The organism is Erwinia sp. 1181_3 (genome assembly GCF_052824965.1).
Window position 1 is genome coordinate 313,077 of the sequence record NZ_VTDE01000003.1, and the last position, 17,764, is coordinate 330,840.

Genomic DNA, 17,764 nt, shown 5'->3' on the forward strand with positions numbered 1-17,764 from the left:
TGTTTCTTCGGTCGTATTAAAGGATTCAGTTCTCATGCGGGGTACTTATACCCCGCTCTGAGGTTTAATTACTTCTGCTTTGCACGCTCTTCAAGCATGGCAACCGCAGGTAAGGTTTTGCCTTCCACGAACTCAAGGAATGCACCGCCACCGGTAGAGATATAAGAGATTTTATCTTCGATACCAAACAGGTCGATAGCGGCCAGCGTATCACCGCCGCCGGCAATGGAGAATGCGTCACTGTCTGCAATCGCGTTCGCGATAATTTCGGTGCCTTTGCGGAAGTTCGGGAATTCGAACACGCCTACCGGGCCGTTCCACAGAATAGTTTTGGCTTTTTTCAACAACTTAGCCATTGCCAGTGCGGTTTCGTCACCAAAGTCCATGATCTCTTCGTTGTCCTGAACTTCAGACACTTTCTTCACGGTAGAAGGTGCAGTTTCAGAGAATTCCGTGCCTACGCGAGAGTCAGTTGGCACCGGAATTTTGTATTCGTCGCGCAGTTTCTTAGCGGCAGCCACGAAATCAGGTTCGTACAGAGATTTACCCACGTTGTTGTCGATAGCCACGAAGGTGTTCGCGATACCCCCACCCACAATCACGGTGTCTGCAATGTTCACCAGCGAGTTAAGCACATCGAATTTGGTAGACACTTTAGAACCACCAACCACGGCAACCATTGGGCGTGCCGGGGTTTTCAGGGCTTTGCCCAGCGCTTCCAGTTCACCTGACAGCAGCGGACCCGCACAGGCGATTGGTGCAAATTTGCCCACGCCATGGGTAGACGCCTGAGCACGGTGAGCAGTACCGAAAGCATCCATCACGAAGATGTCGCACAGGGCAGCATATTTTTTAGAGAGGGTTTCGTCGTCTTTTTTCTCGCCTTTGTTAAAGCGCACGTTTTCCAGAACAACCAGTTTACCCGCGGTCAGTTCAACACCGTCCAGGTAATCTTTTGCCAGGGAAACGTTATCTGCACCCAACTTGTCTTTCAGGTAGTTCACTACCGGCAGCAGAGAAAACTCTTCGTTGTATTCACCTTCGGTCGGGCGACCCAAGTGCGAGGTGACCATCACTTTTGCGCCTTGCTTCAGTGCCGCCTCAATGGTCGGCAGAGAAGCGCGAATACGTGCATCAGACGTCACTTTCCCTTCTTTTACTGGCACGTTCAGATCCGCACGGATCAGAACACGTTTACCAGCCAGATCCAGATCGGTCATCTTAATTACAGACATGGTGAACCCTCTCGTTGATTCTCAAAGTTTTACAGACGCTGTACGCGCCTTACCTGAAACCGCTGGCGGCCATCGCTAACGTCGTATCGATCATACGATTAGCGAAGCCCCATTCGTTATCGCACCAGACTAACGTCTTGATAAGGTGCTGACCACTGACCCGCGTTTGGGTGCCGTCGACAATAGCACTGTGCGGATCATGGTTAAAATCAATGGAGACTAACGGCAATTCCGTGTAGTCAACTATACCACTAAATGCCCCTTCTGACGCACTTTGCAGCAGGGCGTTAACCTCGCAGGCGCTGACGGGATCCCGCACACTGACGCTGAGGTCAATGGCCGTCACGTTGATGGTGGGAACACGCACAGCAATCGCTTCAAAACGATCGTTAAATTTTGGGAAGAAACGCGTAATCCCGGCAGCCAGGCGAGTGTCGACAGGAATAATCGACTGACTGGCCGCACGTGTACGGCGTAAATCCGGGTGATAAGCATCAATCACCTGCTGGTCATGCATGGCAGAATGGATGGTTGTCACCGTACCCGACTCAATACCCCACGCATCATCCAACAGCTTGATAATAGGGATGATGCAATTCGTGGTGCAGGAGGCGTTCGACACCAGCAAATGCTCAGGCAGCAGATCTTTTTCATTCACGCCAAAGACCACTGTGGCATCAAGATCGTTACCACCAGGGTGTGAGAACAGGACCTTTTTGGCCCCCGCCTGCAAATGGGCTTCGCCATCTGCACGACTGCCATAAACCCCGGTACAGTCCAGCACGATATCCACATTCAGATCGCGCCACGGCAGCGCCGCAATATCAGTATGGTGCAGCAAACGGATCGTGTCATCGCCAACGGAGAGCAGTTCGCGCTCCTGACGCACATCCCAGGCGAAGCGCCCATGGCTGGTGTCATACTTTAACAGATGCGCCATTCCGGCGGCCTCTGCCAGCTCATTGATGGCAACCACCGTAATCTCAGCACGGCGGCCGGTTTCATACAGTGCACGCAACACGTTGCGCCCTATACGACCAAATCCGTTAATGGCAATGCGAACCGTCATATCACTCCTGCTTCAGAATTCACGATGAAATCGGAGGATTAGCCTGAGCCAGCCACCGCGATTTGTACAGGATATTCTTGCATCATAACAAGGCTCAGTCTGAATGGTGATCCTTGTGCGACATAGTACTGAAACGCTTCAGCTAGAATAATAGAAGTAAGGAATAATAGGAATGATTCGGATCAATTGTGGAGCGTAACTTTCGATCTACGTCACAAATTTGGAATTTTTTCTGGCGGGATAAAGAAGGGTCGGGCATGCCCGACCCCTACGGGGAACTGTATAAGGATGAGGCATACCCGACCCTCAAGGTAAACTGCGTAGGGGCCGGGCATGCCCGCCCCCTACGGAGAACTGTGTAAGGATGAGGCATACCCGACCCTCAAGGTAAACTGCGTAGGGGCCGGGCACGCCCGGCCCTCATAGCGGTGAGTCATGCCTCACCCGCTACCTTATTACAGCAGGCCTTTTGCTTTAGCGACAACGTTATCCACGGTGAAGCCAAACAGTTCGAACAGCTTCTCAGCGGGCGCTGACTCACCGAAGCTGGTCATACCGACGATAGCGCCGTTCAGACCAACGTATTTGAACCAGTAATCTGCGATACCAGCTTCAATCGCCACGCGGGCGCTGACTGCTTTCGGCAGCACGGCTTCACGGTAGGCAGCATCCTGCTTGTCGAAAGCATCGGTAGACGGCATAGACACAACGCGCACCTTGCGGCCTTCAGCCGTCAGCTTGTCATACGCGCCTACTGCCAGCTCAACTTCTGAACCGGTTGCAATCAGGATAACTTCAGGTGTACCTGCGCAGTCCTTCAGCACGTAAGCACCGCGTGCTACGTTTGCCAGCTGTTCCGCAGTACGGTCCTGCTGTGCCAGATTCTGACGTGACAGGATCAGGGCCGTCGGGCCATCGTTACGCTCAATCGCATATTTCCATGCGATCGCTGATTCAACCTGGTCACACGGACGCCACAGGCTCATGTTCGGTGTAACACGCAGGCTGGCGATCTGCTCAACCGGCTGGTGAGTCGGGCCATCTTCGCCCAGACCGATAGAGTCATGGGTGTAGACCATCACCTGGCGAATCTTCATCAGTGCCGCCATACGCGCCGCATTACGGGCATATTCAACGAACATCAGGAAGGTTGCCGTGTACGGCAGGAAACCACCGTGCAGGGTGATACCATTGGCAATCGCGGTCATACCGAATTCGCGCACACCGTAATGGATGTAGTTACCCGCTGCATCTTCGTTGATTGGCTTAGAACCAGACCACATTGTCAGGTTGCTTGGTGCCAGGTCAGCGGAGCCGCCCAGGTATTCCGGCAGCAGTTTACCAAAGGCTTCGATGGCATTCTGTGACGCTTTACGGCTGGCGATTTTAGACGGGTTAGCCTGCAGCTCTTCAACGAATTTCTGCGACTCGGTTGCCCAGTTCGCTGGCAGCTCGTTGTTCACACGGCGTTTGAACTCTTCCGCCAGTTCAGGGAAGGCTTTTGCATAGGCAGCAAACTTCTCATTCCATGCCGCTTCTTTTGCCTGACCAGCTTCTTTGGCATCCCACTGCGCATAGATGTCTGAAGGAATTTCAAACGGCGCATGGTTCCAGCCCAACTGCTTACGGGTCAGTGCAATTTCATCATCACCCAGCGGTGCGCCGTGGGAATCATGCGTACCGGCTTTGTTCGGTGAACCGAAACCGATGACCGTTTTGCACATCAGCAGTGAAGGCTTATCGCTAACCGCTTTCGCTTCTTCAACCGCTTTCTTGATGGCGTCAGCGTCGTGGCCATCGACACCACGCACAACGTGCCAGCCGTAAGACTCGAAGCGTTTCGCCGTATCATCGGTGAACCAGCCTTCGATGTGGCCGTCAATGGAGATACCGTTGTCGTCATAGAACGCCACCAGTTTGCCCAACTTCAGTGTTCCCGCCAGTGAGCACACTTCGTGGGAGATACCTTCCATCATGCAGCCGTCACCCAGGAACACGTAGGTGTTATGGTCAACCACATCATGGTCTGGACGGTTGAACTGCGCTGACAGTGTACGTTCAGCAATCGCCATACCTACTGCGTTCGCAATACCCTGGCCCAATGGACCGGTGGTGGTTTCCACACCAGCGGTATAGCCGTATTCAGGGTGGCCTGGGGTTTTGGAGTGCAGCTGACGGAAGTTAGCCAGTTCACCGATTGGCAGGTCATAACCGCTGAGGTGCAACAGGCTGTAGATCAGCATAGAGCCGTGACCATTAGACAGCACGAAGCGGTCGCGGTCTGCCCACAGAGGGTTTGTAGGGTTGTGATTCAGGAAGTCACGCCACAGGACTTCGGCGATATCGGCCATACCCATTGGGGCACCCGGGTGGCCGGATTTGGCTTTTTGCACCGCATCCATACTTAATGCGCGAATGGCGTTGGCAAGCTCTTTACGAGAAGACATTTTCTACTCCAGGTCGGATTTAACGCTTCGCCGTCCTTAACCTATTGTAATGAATGAGTTATCAGGCAAAGCCGAAGGAAAGTCGACCATCAATGTACATGAAATACGGGTAACATGTACATGCCGCAGGATGTAAAAATAATCACAGAAGTTGCAGTTTGAGAGCATGGCGACTAGGCAATCGCCTTTACACGCGCTATAACACCTCTTCCGTCGGCTTTTTTTTCCCGACGTTTTTTTTCAACTTAATGATTTTCCTACCTTGTTACCTAAATGGATGAACTGGAATGAAGAAACGTATTTCTTTCGCTGCACTGGCACTGGCCACGACCCTCTCTGGCTGTCAGAATTTTGATGCTAACACGCTGATGCAGTCCGGTGCACAAGCCTACCAGGCTGCCACACTGAGCGATGCACAGGTCAAAGAGTTAAGCGATAAATCCTGTCAGCAGATGGACAGCGAAGCGCAGATCGCCCCTGCCAGCAGCACTTATGCTAAACGCCTGAGCAAAATCTCAGCGGCACTGGGCGACAATATCAACGGTACCCCGGCAAACTATAAAGTTTATCTGACCAAAGACGTCAACGCCTGGGCGATGGCCAATGGCTGTATCCGCGTTTACAGCGGCCTGATGGACCTGATGACCGATAACGAAGTCGAAGGCGTGCTGGGCCATGAAATGGGCCACGTAGCGCTGGGTCACTCACGTAAAGCGATGCAGTTGGCCTATGCCACGACTGCTGCACGTACTGCCGCAGCTTCTGCGGGGGGCGTTGCCGCATCGCTGTCACAGTCTCAGCTAGGTGCACTGGGCGAGAAACTGGTGAATGCACAGTTCTCCCAGAGCCAGGAGTCCCAGGCGGATGACTACTCATTCGATCTGCTGAAAAAGCGCAACATCAACCCACAGGGCCTGGTGACCAGCTTTGAGAAGTTAGCGAAGATGGAAGGGACTCACGAAAGCAGCATGTTTGATTCGCACCCGGCTTCCCAGGCGCGCGCAGACCACATCAAACAGCGTATTGCGGCTGGTAAATAATCAACACGGGGCGACCGAAAAAAGATCGCCCTGGCAAACCCAGGGGCTGACCGTCTGTTTCGGTCAGCCCTTCTCACAGGAAACTACCCTTTATTCGCTGCCTGCACGTGCAGCATATCCAGCGCCAGGCTGGCAGCCGCCAGTGCGGTGATATCGGACTGATCGTAACCCGGTGCCACTTCCACCAGATCCATACCAACGATATTCATTCCCTGTAAACCGCGTACCAGCTTGCTGGCCTTATCGCTGGTCAGGCCGCCAATCACCGGCGTTCCGGTGCCTGGGGCATGGGCCGGGTCCAGGCAGTCGATATCGAACGTCAGATAGATGGGCAGATCGCCGACAATCGCTTTCACCTGCGCGAGAATATCATCCACACTGCGATCGTTGACCTGAGCAGCATCCAGCACATTAAAGCCCAGAGACTTATCAAACTCGGTACGAATGCCAATCTGTACGGAATGCTCAGGTGAGATCAGCCCTTCTTTCGGCGCCGTATAGAACATGGTGCCGTGGTCAAACGTCGGGCCGTTAGAATAGGTGTCGGTGTGCGCATCAAAATGGACCAGCGCCATCTTACCGAATGTTTTGGCATGCGCGCGCAGCAGTGGCAGCGTGATGTAATGGTCGCCGCCGAACGTCAGCATACGTTTGCCGTTAGCCAGCAACTTTTCCGCATGTGCCTGCAATTTGTCGCTCAGATCCTGAGAATCCCCGAAGGCGTAAACCAGATCACCGCAGTCAATCACATTCAGGCGCTGACGCAGGTCGAACTCCCACGGCCAGCGGCAACCTTCCCAGGCCAGATTGGTGGAAATCTGACGAATAGCGCCTGGACCAAGACGGCTTCCCGGACGACCGGAGGTGGCTGCATCAAACGGAATACCGGTAATCACCCACTCGGCATCACTGTCGTAAGGCTGAAAATTGACCGGAAAACGCATAAAACCGAAGGCGTTAGAAACCAGCGAGTTATCGTACTGGTTACCCAGGGTGTTATTCATAGCAACTCCTTTCTGACTGACAAACAAAAGATGAAAAAAATCCCCACCGCGTCGTTAGCCCGACCCGGAAGGGATTCGTTAATTCAGTATGACCGTTTGGGGGCCAGACTTACTCGTCTTCTAAATACGTGTAGCCATACAGGCCTGCTTCAAACTCTTCCAGGAACTGCGCGCGCAGCTCTTCATCCAGGTCACTTTGCTTGATCTGGTTACGGAAGTGCGTCAGCAACTCTGCCGGGTTCAACTGCACATATTCCAGCATATCGGCCACGGTATCGCCTTCGTCAGAAAGCTGTACTTCCACCGAACCGTCGGCGAAAGCAAAGACGTCGACCGCTTCGGTATCCCCGAACAGGTTGTGCATGTTACCGAGAATTTCCTGATAGGCACCGACCATAAAGAAGCCCAGCATCGGCGGATTATCAATATCGTATTCCGGCATTGGCATGGTGGTGGCAATGCCGTCACCGTCAATGTAGTGATCGATAGTCCCGTCCGAGTCACAGGTAATGTCCAGCAGCACGGCGCGGCGTTCAGGCACCTGATTCAGCCCTTCCAGCGGCATCACCGGGAACAGCTGATCGATACCCCAGGCGTCGGGCATCGACTGGAACAGCGAGAAGTTGACGTAAATCTTATCCGCCATACGCTCCTGCAGCTCATCGATAATCGGACGGTGCGCGCGGTTGCTTGGGTCAAGGTGCTGCTGAATATAGTGGCAGATGCTGAGATACAGCTGCTCGGCCCAGGCACGCTGCGTCAGGTCGTAAGTTCCCTGCGAATAACCGGTGTGGATATCGAACAGATCCATCTGGCTGTCATGTAGCCATTCACGCAATGAGCGGCGGTTGCTCGGCTCATGCATCTCCTGCCAGGTGTCCCACATACTGACAATCGGGCGCGGGGAGTCTTCCAGCGGCGCCTGAGGCTCGCTGAATTCATTACGTTCCACACCGATAATGTTGGAGACCAGCACCGTATGGTGCGCGGTCACTGCCCGGCCCGATTCCGTGATCACCGTCGGATGCGGTAAGCCGTGTTCTTCACAGGCATCACCGATAGCCCAGATCACGTTGTTAGCGTATTCGTTCAGACCGTAGTTAACGGAGCAGTCGCTCTGCGAGCGCGTGCCTTCATAATCCACGCCAAGGCCGCCGCCGACGTCAAAGCACTGGATGTTAACGCCAAGCTTCGCCAGTTCGACGTAGAAGCGCGCCGACTCACGCACACCTGTTGCAATATCACGAATGTTTGCCATCTGAGAGCCCAGATGGAAATGCAGCAGCTGCAGGCTTTCCATACGGCCCGCTTCGCGCATAATCTCGACCAGCTTCAGCACCTGGGTCGCGGACAAACCAAACTTGGATTTCTCTCCGCCGCTCGACTGCCATTTGCCGGAGCCCTGCGAAGCCAGACGCGCACGAATACCCAGGCGTGGTACCACGTTCAGGCGTTCCGCTTCTTCCAGTACCAGCTTCACTTCGGTCATTTTTTCCAGCACCAGATAGACCTTGTGGCCCATCTTCTCGCCAATCAGTGCGAGGCGGATATATTCACGGTCTTTATAGCCGTTACAGACGATCACCGAACGCGTCATCCCGGCATGGGCCAGCACGGCCATCAGCTCGGCTTTCGAGCCTGCTTCCAGCCCCAGGGGTTCACCGGAGTTGATCAGGGACTCAATCACGCGTTTATGCTGGTTAACCTTAATCGGATACACCAGGAAGTAATCACCGCGATAGCCGTAAGACTCACGCGCACGTTTAAACGCGGCGTTAATCGAGCGCAGGCGATGCTGTAAAATTTGTGGGAAACAGAACAAGGCGGGTAAGCGCTGGCCTTCAGCCTCACGCTCTTTCACCAGTTTGGCGAGATCGACGCGTGCTTCCGGCACATCGGGATCGGGACAAACGCTGATGTGGCCGAGTTCGTTCACGTCGTAGTAGTTATTACCCCACCAGGCAATATTGTAAGTCCGCAGCATTTTGCTGGCGTCCAAATCGCTCATGGCGACCTCCTGCATGGAACGGAGTACGCCCTGTTCGCCTGCTGACGAACCCTTAATTGTCTTCATGTCGTCAGACATTTCGATCCTCGAATTTCATTGATGCGAAACAGTAAACTACTATCGCAGGGAAAACCCGCGACAACAACCCATCGACTGGCAGGTTAGTCAGCACAAAACGCTGAAATTCCGCACCGAACAACCTCTTAAGTATAACATTATGCAAAATCTTAATGTGCACAATGCGCCCTCTGTCATGAAAATTTGACACTTTGAACATTAGTTGAAATTTTCATTAAAGAAAAAACGCTGGCAATCCGATTAATGAGTAACCTAGAATAGCCGTCCAGATGTTAATCCGTCTAAACTGGTTAACTTCTATACCCTGAATAATTCGAGTTGTAGCAGGGCGACAAACAAGCGTCGCCAGCGAAGCCACAGCTTGAAGTATGACGCTTATCAGCGTCTTGTTTGTACTGCTCATGGCTTTGCCTGTGGGGGCGTCATGTCTGAGTTTCCAGACTGGTTTCCGGTCCTGGCGCATGCAGTCGATTTTCAACCCGTTAGAGTCAAGGTAAAGAATAAAATGGCTAAACACCTTTTTACATCCGAGTCCGTATCAGAAGGACATCCTGATAAAATCGCCGACCAGATTTCAGATGCTGTGCTCGATGCCATCCTCGAGCAAGATCCGAAAGCTCGCGTGGCCTGCGAAACCTATGTGAAAACCGGAATGGTTCTGGTTGGCGGTGAAATCACCACCAGCGCATGGGTCGATATTGAAGAGATCACTCGTCAGACCGTGCGTGATATCGGCTATGTCCATTCCGATATGGGCTTTGATGCCAACTCTTGTGCCGTACTGAGTGCGATTGGCAAACAGTCTCCCGACATTAACCAGGGCGTTGACCGTACCGACCCGCTGGAGCAGGGTGCTGGCGACCAGGGCCTGATGTTTGGTTACGCCACCAACGAAACTGACGTGCTGATGCCTGCGCCGATCACTTACGCACACCGTCTGGTACAGCGTCAGGCTGAAGTACGTAAAAGCGGCAGCCTGCCTTGGCTGCGTCCGGACGCGAAAAGCCAGATCACCTTCCAGTACGACAACGGTAAAATTGTTGGTATTGATGCCGTCGTTCTGTCGACCCAGCACTCCGAAGACGTTTCGCAGAAAGATCTGCAGGAAGCGGTAATGGAAGAGATCCTCAAGCCGGTTCTGCCGACGGAGTGGATCAACGCCAACACCAAATACCATATCAACCCAACTGGCCGTTTTGTTATCGGTGGCCCAATGGGCGACTGCGGTCTGACCGGGCGTAAAATTATCGTTGATACCTACGGCGGCATGGCCCGTCACGGCGGCGGTGCGTTCTCAGGTAAAGATCCGTCTAAAGTTGACCGCTCTGCGGCCTACGCAGCACGTTATGTGGCGAAAAACATCGTGGCCGCTGGCCTGGCCGATCGTTGCGAAATCCAGGTCTCCTACGCTATCGGCGTAGCAGAACCGACCTCTATCATGGTCGAAACCTTCGGCACAGAGAAAGTCTCAACTGAACAACTGACCCTGCTGGTGCGCGAATTCTTCGACCTGCGTCCTTACGGCCTGATCCAGATGCTGGACCTGCTGCATCCGATCTACCGTGAAACGGCGGCATACGGTCACTTTGGTCGCGAACATTTCCCTTGGGAAAAAACCGACAAAGCTGAACTGCTGCGTGATGCTGCTGGCCTGAAATAAACTCAAGCCTGATGTATCAGGGGCACCCTCGGGTGCCCTTTTTTATGCCTGAAAGACCCTAAACACATCGCAGTTAGTGATAACGATTACACTTAATAATTCTTTATTTTTCTTAGTGTTATAACAAATAACATCTTCAACTAAATCCTAAAATGCGCTATTTTCAGCGTTGTCCGATAGCCGTTCATTGTAAAAACGGTTAAAGCTATAAAGTGCTATGACTTACTGGTTACAAAGAGTTACAGCGGGATAAAAAGTGTTTTTCAGAAACTTCCAGAGTGTAAGCGATTACACTAATGTGATCTGAAGCACAGTCTGCTGTACCAGGGTTTCCTAACATCTATAACAACAACATACGGTACTACTTAATGGAGGCGACCATGCCTGATAATAAAAAACGCAGCAGGACATCAAACAAGGCTATGACCCTGTTTGTCTGCTTCCTCGCAGCACTGGCAGGCCTGCTGTTCGGCCTGGATATCGGTGTTATTGCCGGCGCATTACCCTTCATCGCGAAAGACTTCAGCGTGACTCCTCACCAACAGGAGTGGATAGTCAGTTCAATGATGTTCGGTGCCGCAATCGGTGCCGTCGGCAGTGGCTGGATGTCATCCTATCTCGGCCGTAAGAAAAGCCTGATGATCGGGGCCGTGCTGTTCGTTATCGGCTCCCTGTGGTCAGCCTTCTCCCCTAACCCGGAAATGCTGATTGTCGCCCGCGTACTGCTGGGCCTGGCGGTGGGTGTCGCATCGTATACTGCTCCGCTTTACCTGTCTGAGATTGCACCGGAGAAGATCCGTGGCAGCATGATATCGCTGTACCAGTTGATGATTACCATCGGTATTCTGGGTGCTTATTTGTCGGATACTGCCTTCAGCTACTCCGGTGAATGGCGCTGGATGCTCGGCGTGATCACTATCCCTGCCCTGCTGCTGCTGGTGGGTGTGTTCTTCCTGCCTAACAGCCCACGCTGGCTGGCGGCGAAAGGTGATTTCCGCAGCGCACAGCGGGTGCTGGATCGTCTGCGTGATACCAGCGAACAGGCTAAACGTGAACTGGATGAAATTCGTGAAAGTCTGAAGATCAAGCAGTCTGGCTGGTCGCTGTTCAAAGACAACAGCAACTTCCGCCGCGCGGTCTATCTTGGCGTGCTGTTGCAGGTGATGCAGCAGTTCACCGGCATGAACGTCATCATGTACTACGCGCCAAAAATCTTCGAAATTGCTGGCTTCACCAATACCACCCAGCAGATGTGGGGAACGGTGATTGTCGGGCTGATCAACGTGCTGGCCACCTTTATCGCTATTGGTCTGGTGGATCGCTGGGGCCGTAAGCCGACGCTAATCCTTGGCTTCATTGTGATGGCTGCCGGTATGGGCGTGCTGGGTACCATGCTGCACGTGGGGATTCACTCAGAAGGCGCGCAATACTTCGCTATTGCGATGCTGCTGATGTTTATCGTTGGTTTTGCGATGAGTGCCGGTCCGCTGATCTGGGTACTGTGTTCAGAAATCCAGCCGCTGAAAGGGCGTGATTTCGGTATCACGGTGTCGACCGCGACCAACTGGATTGCCAACATGATTGTCGGAGCCACCTTCCTGACCATGCTGAACACGCTGGGTAACGCCAACACCTTCTGGGTGTACGGCGCGCTGAACCTGTTCTTTATTGTCCTGACACTGTGGCTGATCCCGGAAACGAAAAACGTTTCACTGGAGCACATCGAACGCAATCTGTTAGGCGGTAAAAAACTACGCAATATCGGTCAGCGCGACTGAACAATCAGTGACGCCAAAGACCCACGATAAAAACGGGCCAGCGATGATGCTGGCCCGTTTTCTTTTTATAGCGCCAGAAGATGCCAGCTACAGCTTGAATTGCCCGGTGTCGGCCCGTATTCTTGCCTGCATGAAATCCCAGAGACTCCCCATCGCTTTGCAACAGGCCGTGATGCGCCAACTGCGTGAAAAATTACAGCAGGCCAATGTGCGGCTGGAGCGCGACTATCCCGAACCGGCACTGGTTTATCAGCAGCGTGGAACCGCTGCCGGAACCGCCTGGCTACAGCACTGGGAAATCCGCCTGAATCCGGTATTACTGCTGGAAAATCAGCAGGCGTTTATTGATGAAGTTGTCCCTCATGAGCTGGCCCACCTGCTGGTATGGAAACATTTCGGTCGCGTTGCCCCCCACGGTAAAGAGTGGAAATGGATGATGGAAAGCATCCTTGGTGTTCCCGCCCGTCGTACCCATCAGTTCGCAGTTCAATCCGTACGTAGCCGGGCCTTCCCCTATTTCTGCCGTTGTCAGCAGCATCAGCTGACGGTCAGACGCCATAACCGGGTGGTACGCGGTGAAAGCGAATACCGCTGTCTGCACTGCGGTGACATCCTCAAGTCCGGTGACTTCCAGAAATCTTAAAATCTGCCTGATATGATTGAAATTCAGGCAATTTAAGACACCTGTCTTCGCCACTTATTCGTAATATCCTGCATATCTGTTACTCTCCCTGCCTCTTTCATGGATTACAGATTTACTGGAATATGTCTCGCAAAATTTTAGCCTCTGTGGCCTTTGCTCTGCTGTTACCCGCCTTCTTTTCCCATGCCCTCAGCCTGGATAACTATCATCAGAACAGCTTCAACCAGGCGAAAGCTTATGCTGCGCAGATCAATGAGGGTGCGCCCGGCACTTTCTACTGCGGCTGTAAAATTCACTGGCAGGGGAAAAAAGGCGTTCCTGACCTCGCCTCATGCGGTTATCAGGTGCGTAAGAACGCCAACCGCGCCAGCCGTATTGAGTGGGAACATGTGGTTCCGGCCTGGAGCTTCGGCCACCAGCGCCAGTGCTGGCAAAACGGCGGCCGGAAAAACTGCGCCAAAGATGAGGGCTACCGCCGCATCGAAACTGACCTGCACAACCTGCAACCGTCTATCGGCGAAGTAAACGGCGATCGCGGTAACTTTATGTACAGCCAGTGGAACGGCGGCGAGTCGCAGTACGGCCAGTGCGCCATGAAGGTCGATTTTAAAAATAAGCTGGCTGAGCCGCCAGTGCGCGCCCGTGGCGCGATTGCCCGCACCTGGTTCTATATGCGTGACCAGTACCAGCTGCAAATATCAAAACAGCAAACCCAGTTGATGACCGCATGGAATAAGCAGTACCCGGCTACTCAGTGGGAGTGCGAACGCGACCGCCGCATTGCGCGTGTGCAGGGGAATCACAACCCTTATGTACAGCAGGCTTGCCAGCGGTAAAATCACTGACCTACACTGCACAGCATCCGTGCATTCATTTTGACAGGATTTCCATGCGTATACCCCGCATTTACCACCCTGAATCATTAGAGACAGGAAGTGAAACCGCCCTCAGCGAAGAAGCCGCTAACCACGTTGGCCGCGTACTGCGTATGGTGCCAGGCCAGGCCCTGGAATTGTTCGATGGCACAAATCTGACTTTTGCCGCCGAGATTATTCAGGCAGATAAAAAAAATGTGCGTGTCAAAATCATCGCAACCCGCGCCGACAGCCGCGAGTCCCCCCTTCATCTGCATCTTGGGCAGGTGATGTCACGCGGTGAAAAGATGGAGTTTACGATACAGAAAGCCGTAGAACTGGGAGTAAATGTGATTACCCCCTTGTTTTCTGAACGCTGCGGCGTAAAGCTGGATGCAGATCGTCTGGCGAAAAAAATTCAGCAGTGGCAGAAAATCGCCATTGCCGCCTGCGAACAGTGTGGGCGAAACAGCGTACCGGAAGTCAGGCCAGCAATGGCACTTGACGCCTGGTGTGCAGAGCAGGATCACGGGTTAAGATTAAATCTCCATCCACGAGCTGAACACAGCATCAACACACTGCCGCTCCCGGTTGAGCGCGTGAGGTTGCTGATTGGCCCGGAAGGAGGACTCACGTCCGATGAAATCAGTATGACCGCACAGCATGGTTTCACCGATATTTTGCTGGGGCCGCGCGTACTGCGTACCGAAACCACCGCCCTGACGGCGATTACCGCCCTGCAGGTGCGTTTTGGCGACCTGGGCTAAAACTAATAAACATACTTGAGCGTAATCGTTGCAGACAGTTTGCAGGCTAGATAGCTCTAAGTGGAGAAGAAAGAATGATTAAGCTTGGCATCGTGATGGACCCGATCACTTCCATCAATATTAAAAAAGACACCAGCTTTGCCATGTTGCTGGAAGCACAGCGCCGTGGTTACGAAATTCACTACATGGAGATGAACGATCTCTATCTGCGTGGTGGCGAAGGCCGTGCCCGCACCCGCCTGCTGAGCGTAGAGCAGAACTATGACAAATGGTTCGAGTTCGGCAGCGAGCAGGACATTGCGTTGGCCGATCTTAACGTGGTGCTGATGCGCAAAGATCCTCCGTTCGATACCGAGTTTATTTACGCCACCTACATCCTTGAGCGTGCGGAAGAGAAAGGCACACTGATCGTTAACAAGCCGCAGAGCCTGCGTGACTGTAACGAAAAGCTGTTCACCGCCTGGTTTGCCGAACTGACCCCGGATACGCTGGTCACACGTAATGCCAGCCAGATCCGCGAATTCTGGCAGGAGCACGGCGACATCATCCTCAAACCCCTGGACGGCATGGGTGGTGCGTCAATCTTCCGCGTCAAGAAAGAAGACCCGAACCTGTCAGTGATCATCGAAACCCTGACCAGCCACGGCGAGTTCTACTGCATGGCGCAAAACTTTATTCCTGGCATCAAAGACGGGGATAAACGCGTGCTGGTGGTGGACGGCGAACCGGTGCCTTACTGCCTGGCGCGTATTCCAAAAGCGGGAGAAACCCGTGGCAACCTGGCCGCGGGTGGCCGTGGTGAAGCTCGTCCACTGACCGAAAGCGACTGGGAAATTGCCCGCCGCGTTGGCCCAATCCTGAAAGAGAAAGGACTGATCTTTGTCGGCCTGGATATTATCGGTGACAAACTGACTGAAATTAATGTGACCAGCCCAACCTGCGTTCGCGAGATCGAAGCCGCATTCCCGATTTCTATCACCGGCATGCTGATGGATGCGATTGAAAAACGCCTGGCCTGATTGTTGCGGCAGGGCCGGACTGCCCTCCGCTCACCCATTAACGCCCGTGGCGAACCGCCCGGGCGTTAACCAGACTACAGAACACTAAGTATGAATTTACAGCATCACTTTTTGATTGCCATGCCAACGCTACAGGACCCGCTGTTCAAACGTTCAGTGGTCTATATCTGCGAACACAATGATGATGGTGCGATGGGGCTGATCGTCAATAAACCGATGGAAAATCTGACGGTTGACGGCATTCTCACCAAGCTAAAAATATCACCAGAGCCACGTGAATCCGACGCAAGACTGGATAAACCGGTGTTTGCCGGGGGCCCGCTGGCAGAGGATCGCGGTTTTATTCTGCATTCCGCACAGCGGACATTTGCCTCCAGCATTCGTGTGTCTGACAACACGGTGATCACCACATCCCGCGATGTACTGGAAACGCTGGGTACGCCGGATCAACCCGAACAGGTACTGGTTGCACTGGGCTATTGTGCCTGGGAAAAAGATCAGCTGGAAAGCGAACTGCTGGAAAATGCCTGGCTGACGACCTCCGCCAACAGCAATATCCTGTTCCATACCCCGATTGCCGATCGCTGGCGCGAAGCAGCAAAAAGTATGGGTGTCGATATCCATAATATCGCCAGTGAAGCAGGACACGCCTGATGAGCAGTATGACCATGTTGTCCTTTGATTTTGGGACGAAAAGTATTGGCGTGGCGATTGGCCAGCAACTGACCGGCACAGCCCGCCCGTTAACAGCGTTGAAAGCCAATGATGGCGTACCGGACTGGAACAAAATTGAAGCGCTGCTGAAAGAGTGGCAGCCGGACCGCGTAGTGGTGGGCCTGCCGCTGAATATGGATGGCACCGAACAACCGCTGACCGTACGGGCACGTAAATTCGCCAACCGTCTGCATGGCCGTTTTGGCGTACAGATTGAGCTGCATGATGAGCGTCTTAGCACTGTCGAAGCTCGTGCTGAACTGTTTGAGCGCGGGGGTTTTCGCGCCCTGAGCAAAGGCAGCGTCGATTCGCTTTCTGCGGTCATCATTCTGGAAAGCTGGTTCGAGAACCATTACACGTAAATGAGCTAAACGGGTCAGGCATGCCAGACCCTACACAATCGCCCTCCCGCCGAAGGGGCGTGGCATCACTCGCCCGTTCCCGGCACAACATTAACTCAATACCCCCAATCTTTGCCGTTCCGCCAGGCTCTGCTCAAACGTCTGCATTCCCAGCTGGCTGCCCGTCTGCAACAGCGCCGGGAGCTGATGCGTTTTCCCCTCGCGGATAAGATTCGCCACCGCCGGGCAGTTAACCAGCACCTCGAACAACGCGACCCTGCCCGTTTTTGCCTGCACCAGACGCTGGGCAATCACCGCCTGTAAACTCCCTGCCAGCTGGCTACGCACCAGGTTTTTTTCATTGCCGGGAAACACATCCACCAGCCGCTCCACAGCCTGTGCTGCGCCACGCGTATGCAGCGTTGCCAGCACCAGATGCCCGGTTTCAGCGGCCGTCAGCGCCAGTTGGATGGTTTCTGCATCACGCAGTTCGCCCAGCAGGATCACATCCGGGTCTTCACGCAGTGCCGCACGAAGCCCCGAGCCAAAGCCGTTGAAGTGCAGGCCCTTCTCACGCTGCTGGATCAGCGACTGTGCGCTGCTATGCAGATATTCCACCGGGTCTTCCAGCGTCAGGATATGCCGCTGCTGATGCTGATTAATTTCGCCAATCAGCGCCGCCAGTGTAGTGGACTTGCCGCTGCCGGTGGCACCGGTTATCAGGATTAACCCCTCTTTGTGGTGCAGCAACGATCGTGTCACCTCCGGCAGGTGCAACACGTCCATTGCCGGGCAGTGACGGGCAATAAGACGCAGCGCCAGCGACAGACCGTGCCGCTGGCGGAAGAGATTCCCCCTCAGGCGCACACCCTCTGGCATCGTCAAGGCAAAGTCCACCTGCCCCTGCTGCGCCAGTTCCTGCTGCTGGGCCGCGCTCAGCCAGTGCTGTGCCACGCTTTCCAGCCATGCATTTTGCACCTCAGGCTCGCCGTCAATCGCTGTCAGACGGCCATCACAGCGCCAGAATGGAGAATGACCACTGCAAAGGTGCAGATCCCCGGCATTATGCTTTACACTAAGGGCCACTATTTCCTCAATATCCATATT

16 protein-coding genes are annotated in these 17,764 nt (G+C 53.7%); 9 read left to right on the forward strand and 7 right to left on the reverse strand.

From position 1 onward, the window contains the following. Positions 1 to 68 precede the first annotated feature (68 nt). The 3 genes from pgk to tkt form a co-directional block, all read right to left on the reverse strand. Positions 69 to 1,235, reverse strand: a complete 1,167-nt coding sequence (pgk, locus tag FY046_RS09865) for a phosphoglycerate kinase (RefSeq protein WP_446186002.1) — start codon at positions 1,233 to 1,235, stop codon at positions 69 to 71. Between the two features lie 49 nt (positions 1,236 to 1,284). Next, positions 1,285 to 2,304: an erythrose-4-phosphate dehydrogenase gene (gene epd, locus FY046_RS09870; RefSeq protein ID WP_159337591.1), complete on the reverse strand. Its 1,020-nt coding sequence runs from the start codon at positions 2,302 to 2,304 to the stop codon at positions 1,285 to 1,287. 455 nt (positions 2,305 to 2,759) lie between these two features. After that, positions 2,760 to 4,751 carry a transketolase gene (tkt, locus tag FY046_RS09875; protein WP_167864028.1) on the reverse strand — a complete coding sequence of 664 codons (1,992 nt, stop codon included), beginning with the start codon at positions 4,749 to 4,751 and terminating at the stop codon, positions 2,760 to 2,762. A 287-nt stretch (positions 4,752 to 5,038) separates the two neighbouring features. Here tkt and loiP point away from each other — a divergent pair, with 287 nt between their 5' ends. Next, positions 5,039 to 5,791, forward strand: a complete 753-nt coding sequence (gene loiP, locus FY046_RS09880) for a metalloprotease LoiP (RefSeq protein ID WP_133846171.1) — start codon at positions 5,039 to 5,041, stop codon at positions 5,789 to 5,791. A gap of 83 nt (positions 5,792 to 5,874) precedes the next feature. Here the strand turns inward: loiP and speB are convergent, their stop codons facing one another. The 3 genes from speB to FY046_RS09895 form a co-directional block, all read right to left on the reverse strand. Next, positions 5,875 to 6,795 carry an agmatinase gene (gene speB, locus FY046_RS09885; RefSeq protein WP_133846170.1) on the reverse strand — a complete coding sequence of 307 codons (921 nt, stop codon included), beginning with the start codon at positions 6,793 to 6,795 and terminating at the stop codon, positions 5,875 to 5,877. A 109-nt stretch (positions 6,796 to 6,904) separates the two neighbouring features. Beyond that, positions 6,905 to 8,881: a biosynthetic arginine decarboxylase gene (gene speA, locus FY046_RS09890; RefSeq protein ID WP_133846169.1), complete on the reverse strand. Its 1,977-nt coding sequence runs from the start codon at positions 8,879 to 8,881 to the stop codon at positions 6,905 to 6,907. Then, positions 8,874 to 9,080, reverse strand: a complete 207-nt coding sequence (locus FY046_RS09895; protein ID WP_133846168.1) for a virulence promoting factor — start codon at positions 9,078 to 9,080, stop codon at positions 8,874 to 8,876. Before FY046_RS09895 ends, speA begins: the two co-directional genes overlap by 8 nt. A 306-nt stretch (positions 9,081 to 9,386) precedes the next feature. On the opposite strand from FY046_RS09895, the gene metK reads away from it, so the two are divergent. The 8 genes from metK to ruvX all read left to right on the forward strand — a co-directional run bounded on the left by metK (position 9,387) and on the right by ruvX (position 16,678). Beyond that, a complete protein-coding gene (gene metK, locus FY046_RS09900) occupies positions 9,387 to 10,541 on the forward strand; it encodes a methionine adenosyltransferase (protein WP_133846166.1) in 1,155 nt (384 codons plus the stop codon). Positions 10,542 to 10,921: 380 nt separating this feature from the next. Next, positions 10,922 to 12,319 carry a sugar porter family MFS transporter gene (locus FY046_RS09905; protein ID WP_133846165.1) on the forward strand — a complete coding sequence of 466 codons (1,398 nt, stop codon included), beginning with the start codon at positions 10,922 to 10,924 and terminating at the stop codon, positions 12,317 to 12,319. Positions 12,320 to 12,449: 130 nt separating this feature from the next. Then, positions 12,450 to 12,962 (forward strand): SprT family zinc-dependent metalloprotease, encoded by a 513-nt coding sequence (locus tag FY046_RS09910; protein WP_133846321.1) that lies wholly within the window; start codon positions 12,450 to 12,452, stop codon positions 12,960 to 12,962. Positions 12,963 to 13,084: 122 nt separating this feature from the next. Then, a complete protein-coding gene (gene endA / locus FY046_RS09915) occupies positions 13,085 to 13,798 on the forward strand; it encodes a deoxyribonuclease I (RefSeq protein ID WP_446186003.1) in 714 nt (237 codons plus the stop codon). A 53-nt stretch (positions 13,799 to 13,851) separates the two neighbouring features. Beyond that, positions 13,852 to 14,583 carry a 16S rRNA (uracil(1498)-N(3))-methyltransferase gene (gene rsmE / locus FY046_RS09920; RefSeq protein WP_167864027.1) on the forward strand — a complete coding sequence of 244 codons (732 nt, stop codon included), beginning with the start codon at positions 13,852 to 13,854 and terminating at the stop codon, positions 14,581 to 14,583. Between the two features lie 74 nt (positions 14,584 to 14,657). Then, positions 14,658 to 15,602, forward strand: a complete 945-nt coding sequence (gene gshB / locus FY046_RS09925) for a glutathione synthase (protein WP_133846162.1) — start codon at positions 14,658 to 14,660, stop codon at positions 15,600 to 15,602. 90 nt (positions 15,603 to 15,692) lie between these two features. Then, positions 15,693 to 16,256, forward strand: coding sequence for a YqgE/AlgH family protein (locus FY046_RS09930; protein WP_446186004.1), 564 nt, complete (start codon positions 15,693 to 15,695; stop codon positions 16,254 to 16,256). Next, positions 16,256 to 16,678: a Holliday junction resolvase RuvX gene (gene ruvX, locus FY046_RS09935; RefSeq protein ID WP_191933856.1), complete on the forward strand. Its 423-nt coding sequence runs from the start codon at positions 16,256 to 16,258 to the stop codon at positions 16,676 to 16,678. The genes FY046_RS09930 and ruvX overlap by 1 nt, the downstream gene beginning before the upstream one ends. Before the next feature lie 90 nt (positions 16,679 to 16,768). Here ruvX and FY046_RS09940 read toward each other — a convergent pair whose 3' ends face one another. Then, positions 16,769 to 17,761 (reverse strand): type IV pilus twitching motility protein PilT, encoded by a 993-nt coding sequence (locus tag FY046_RS09940; RefSeq protein ID WP_133846159.1) that lies wholly within the window; start codon positions 17,759 to 17,761, stop codon positions 16,769 to 16,771. Between the last annotated feature and the right edge of the window lie 3 nt (positions 17,762 to 17,764).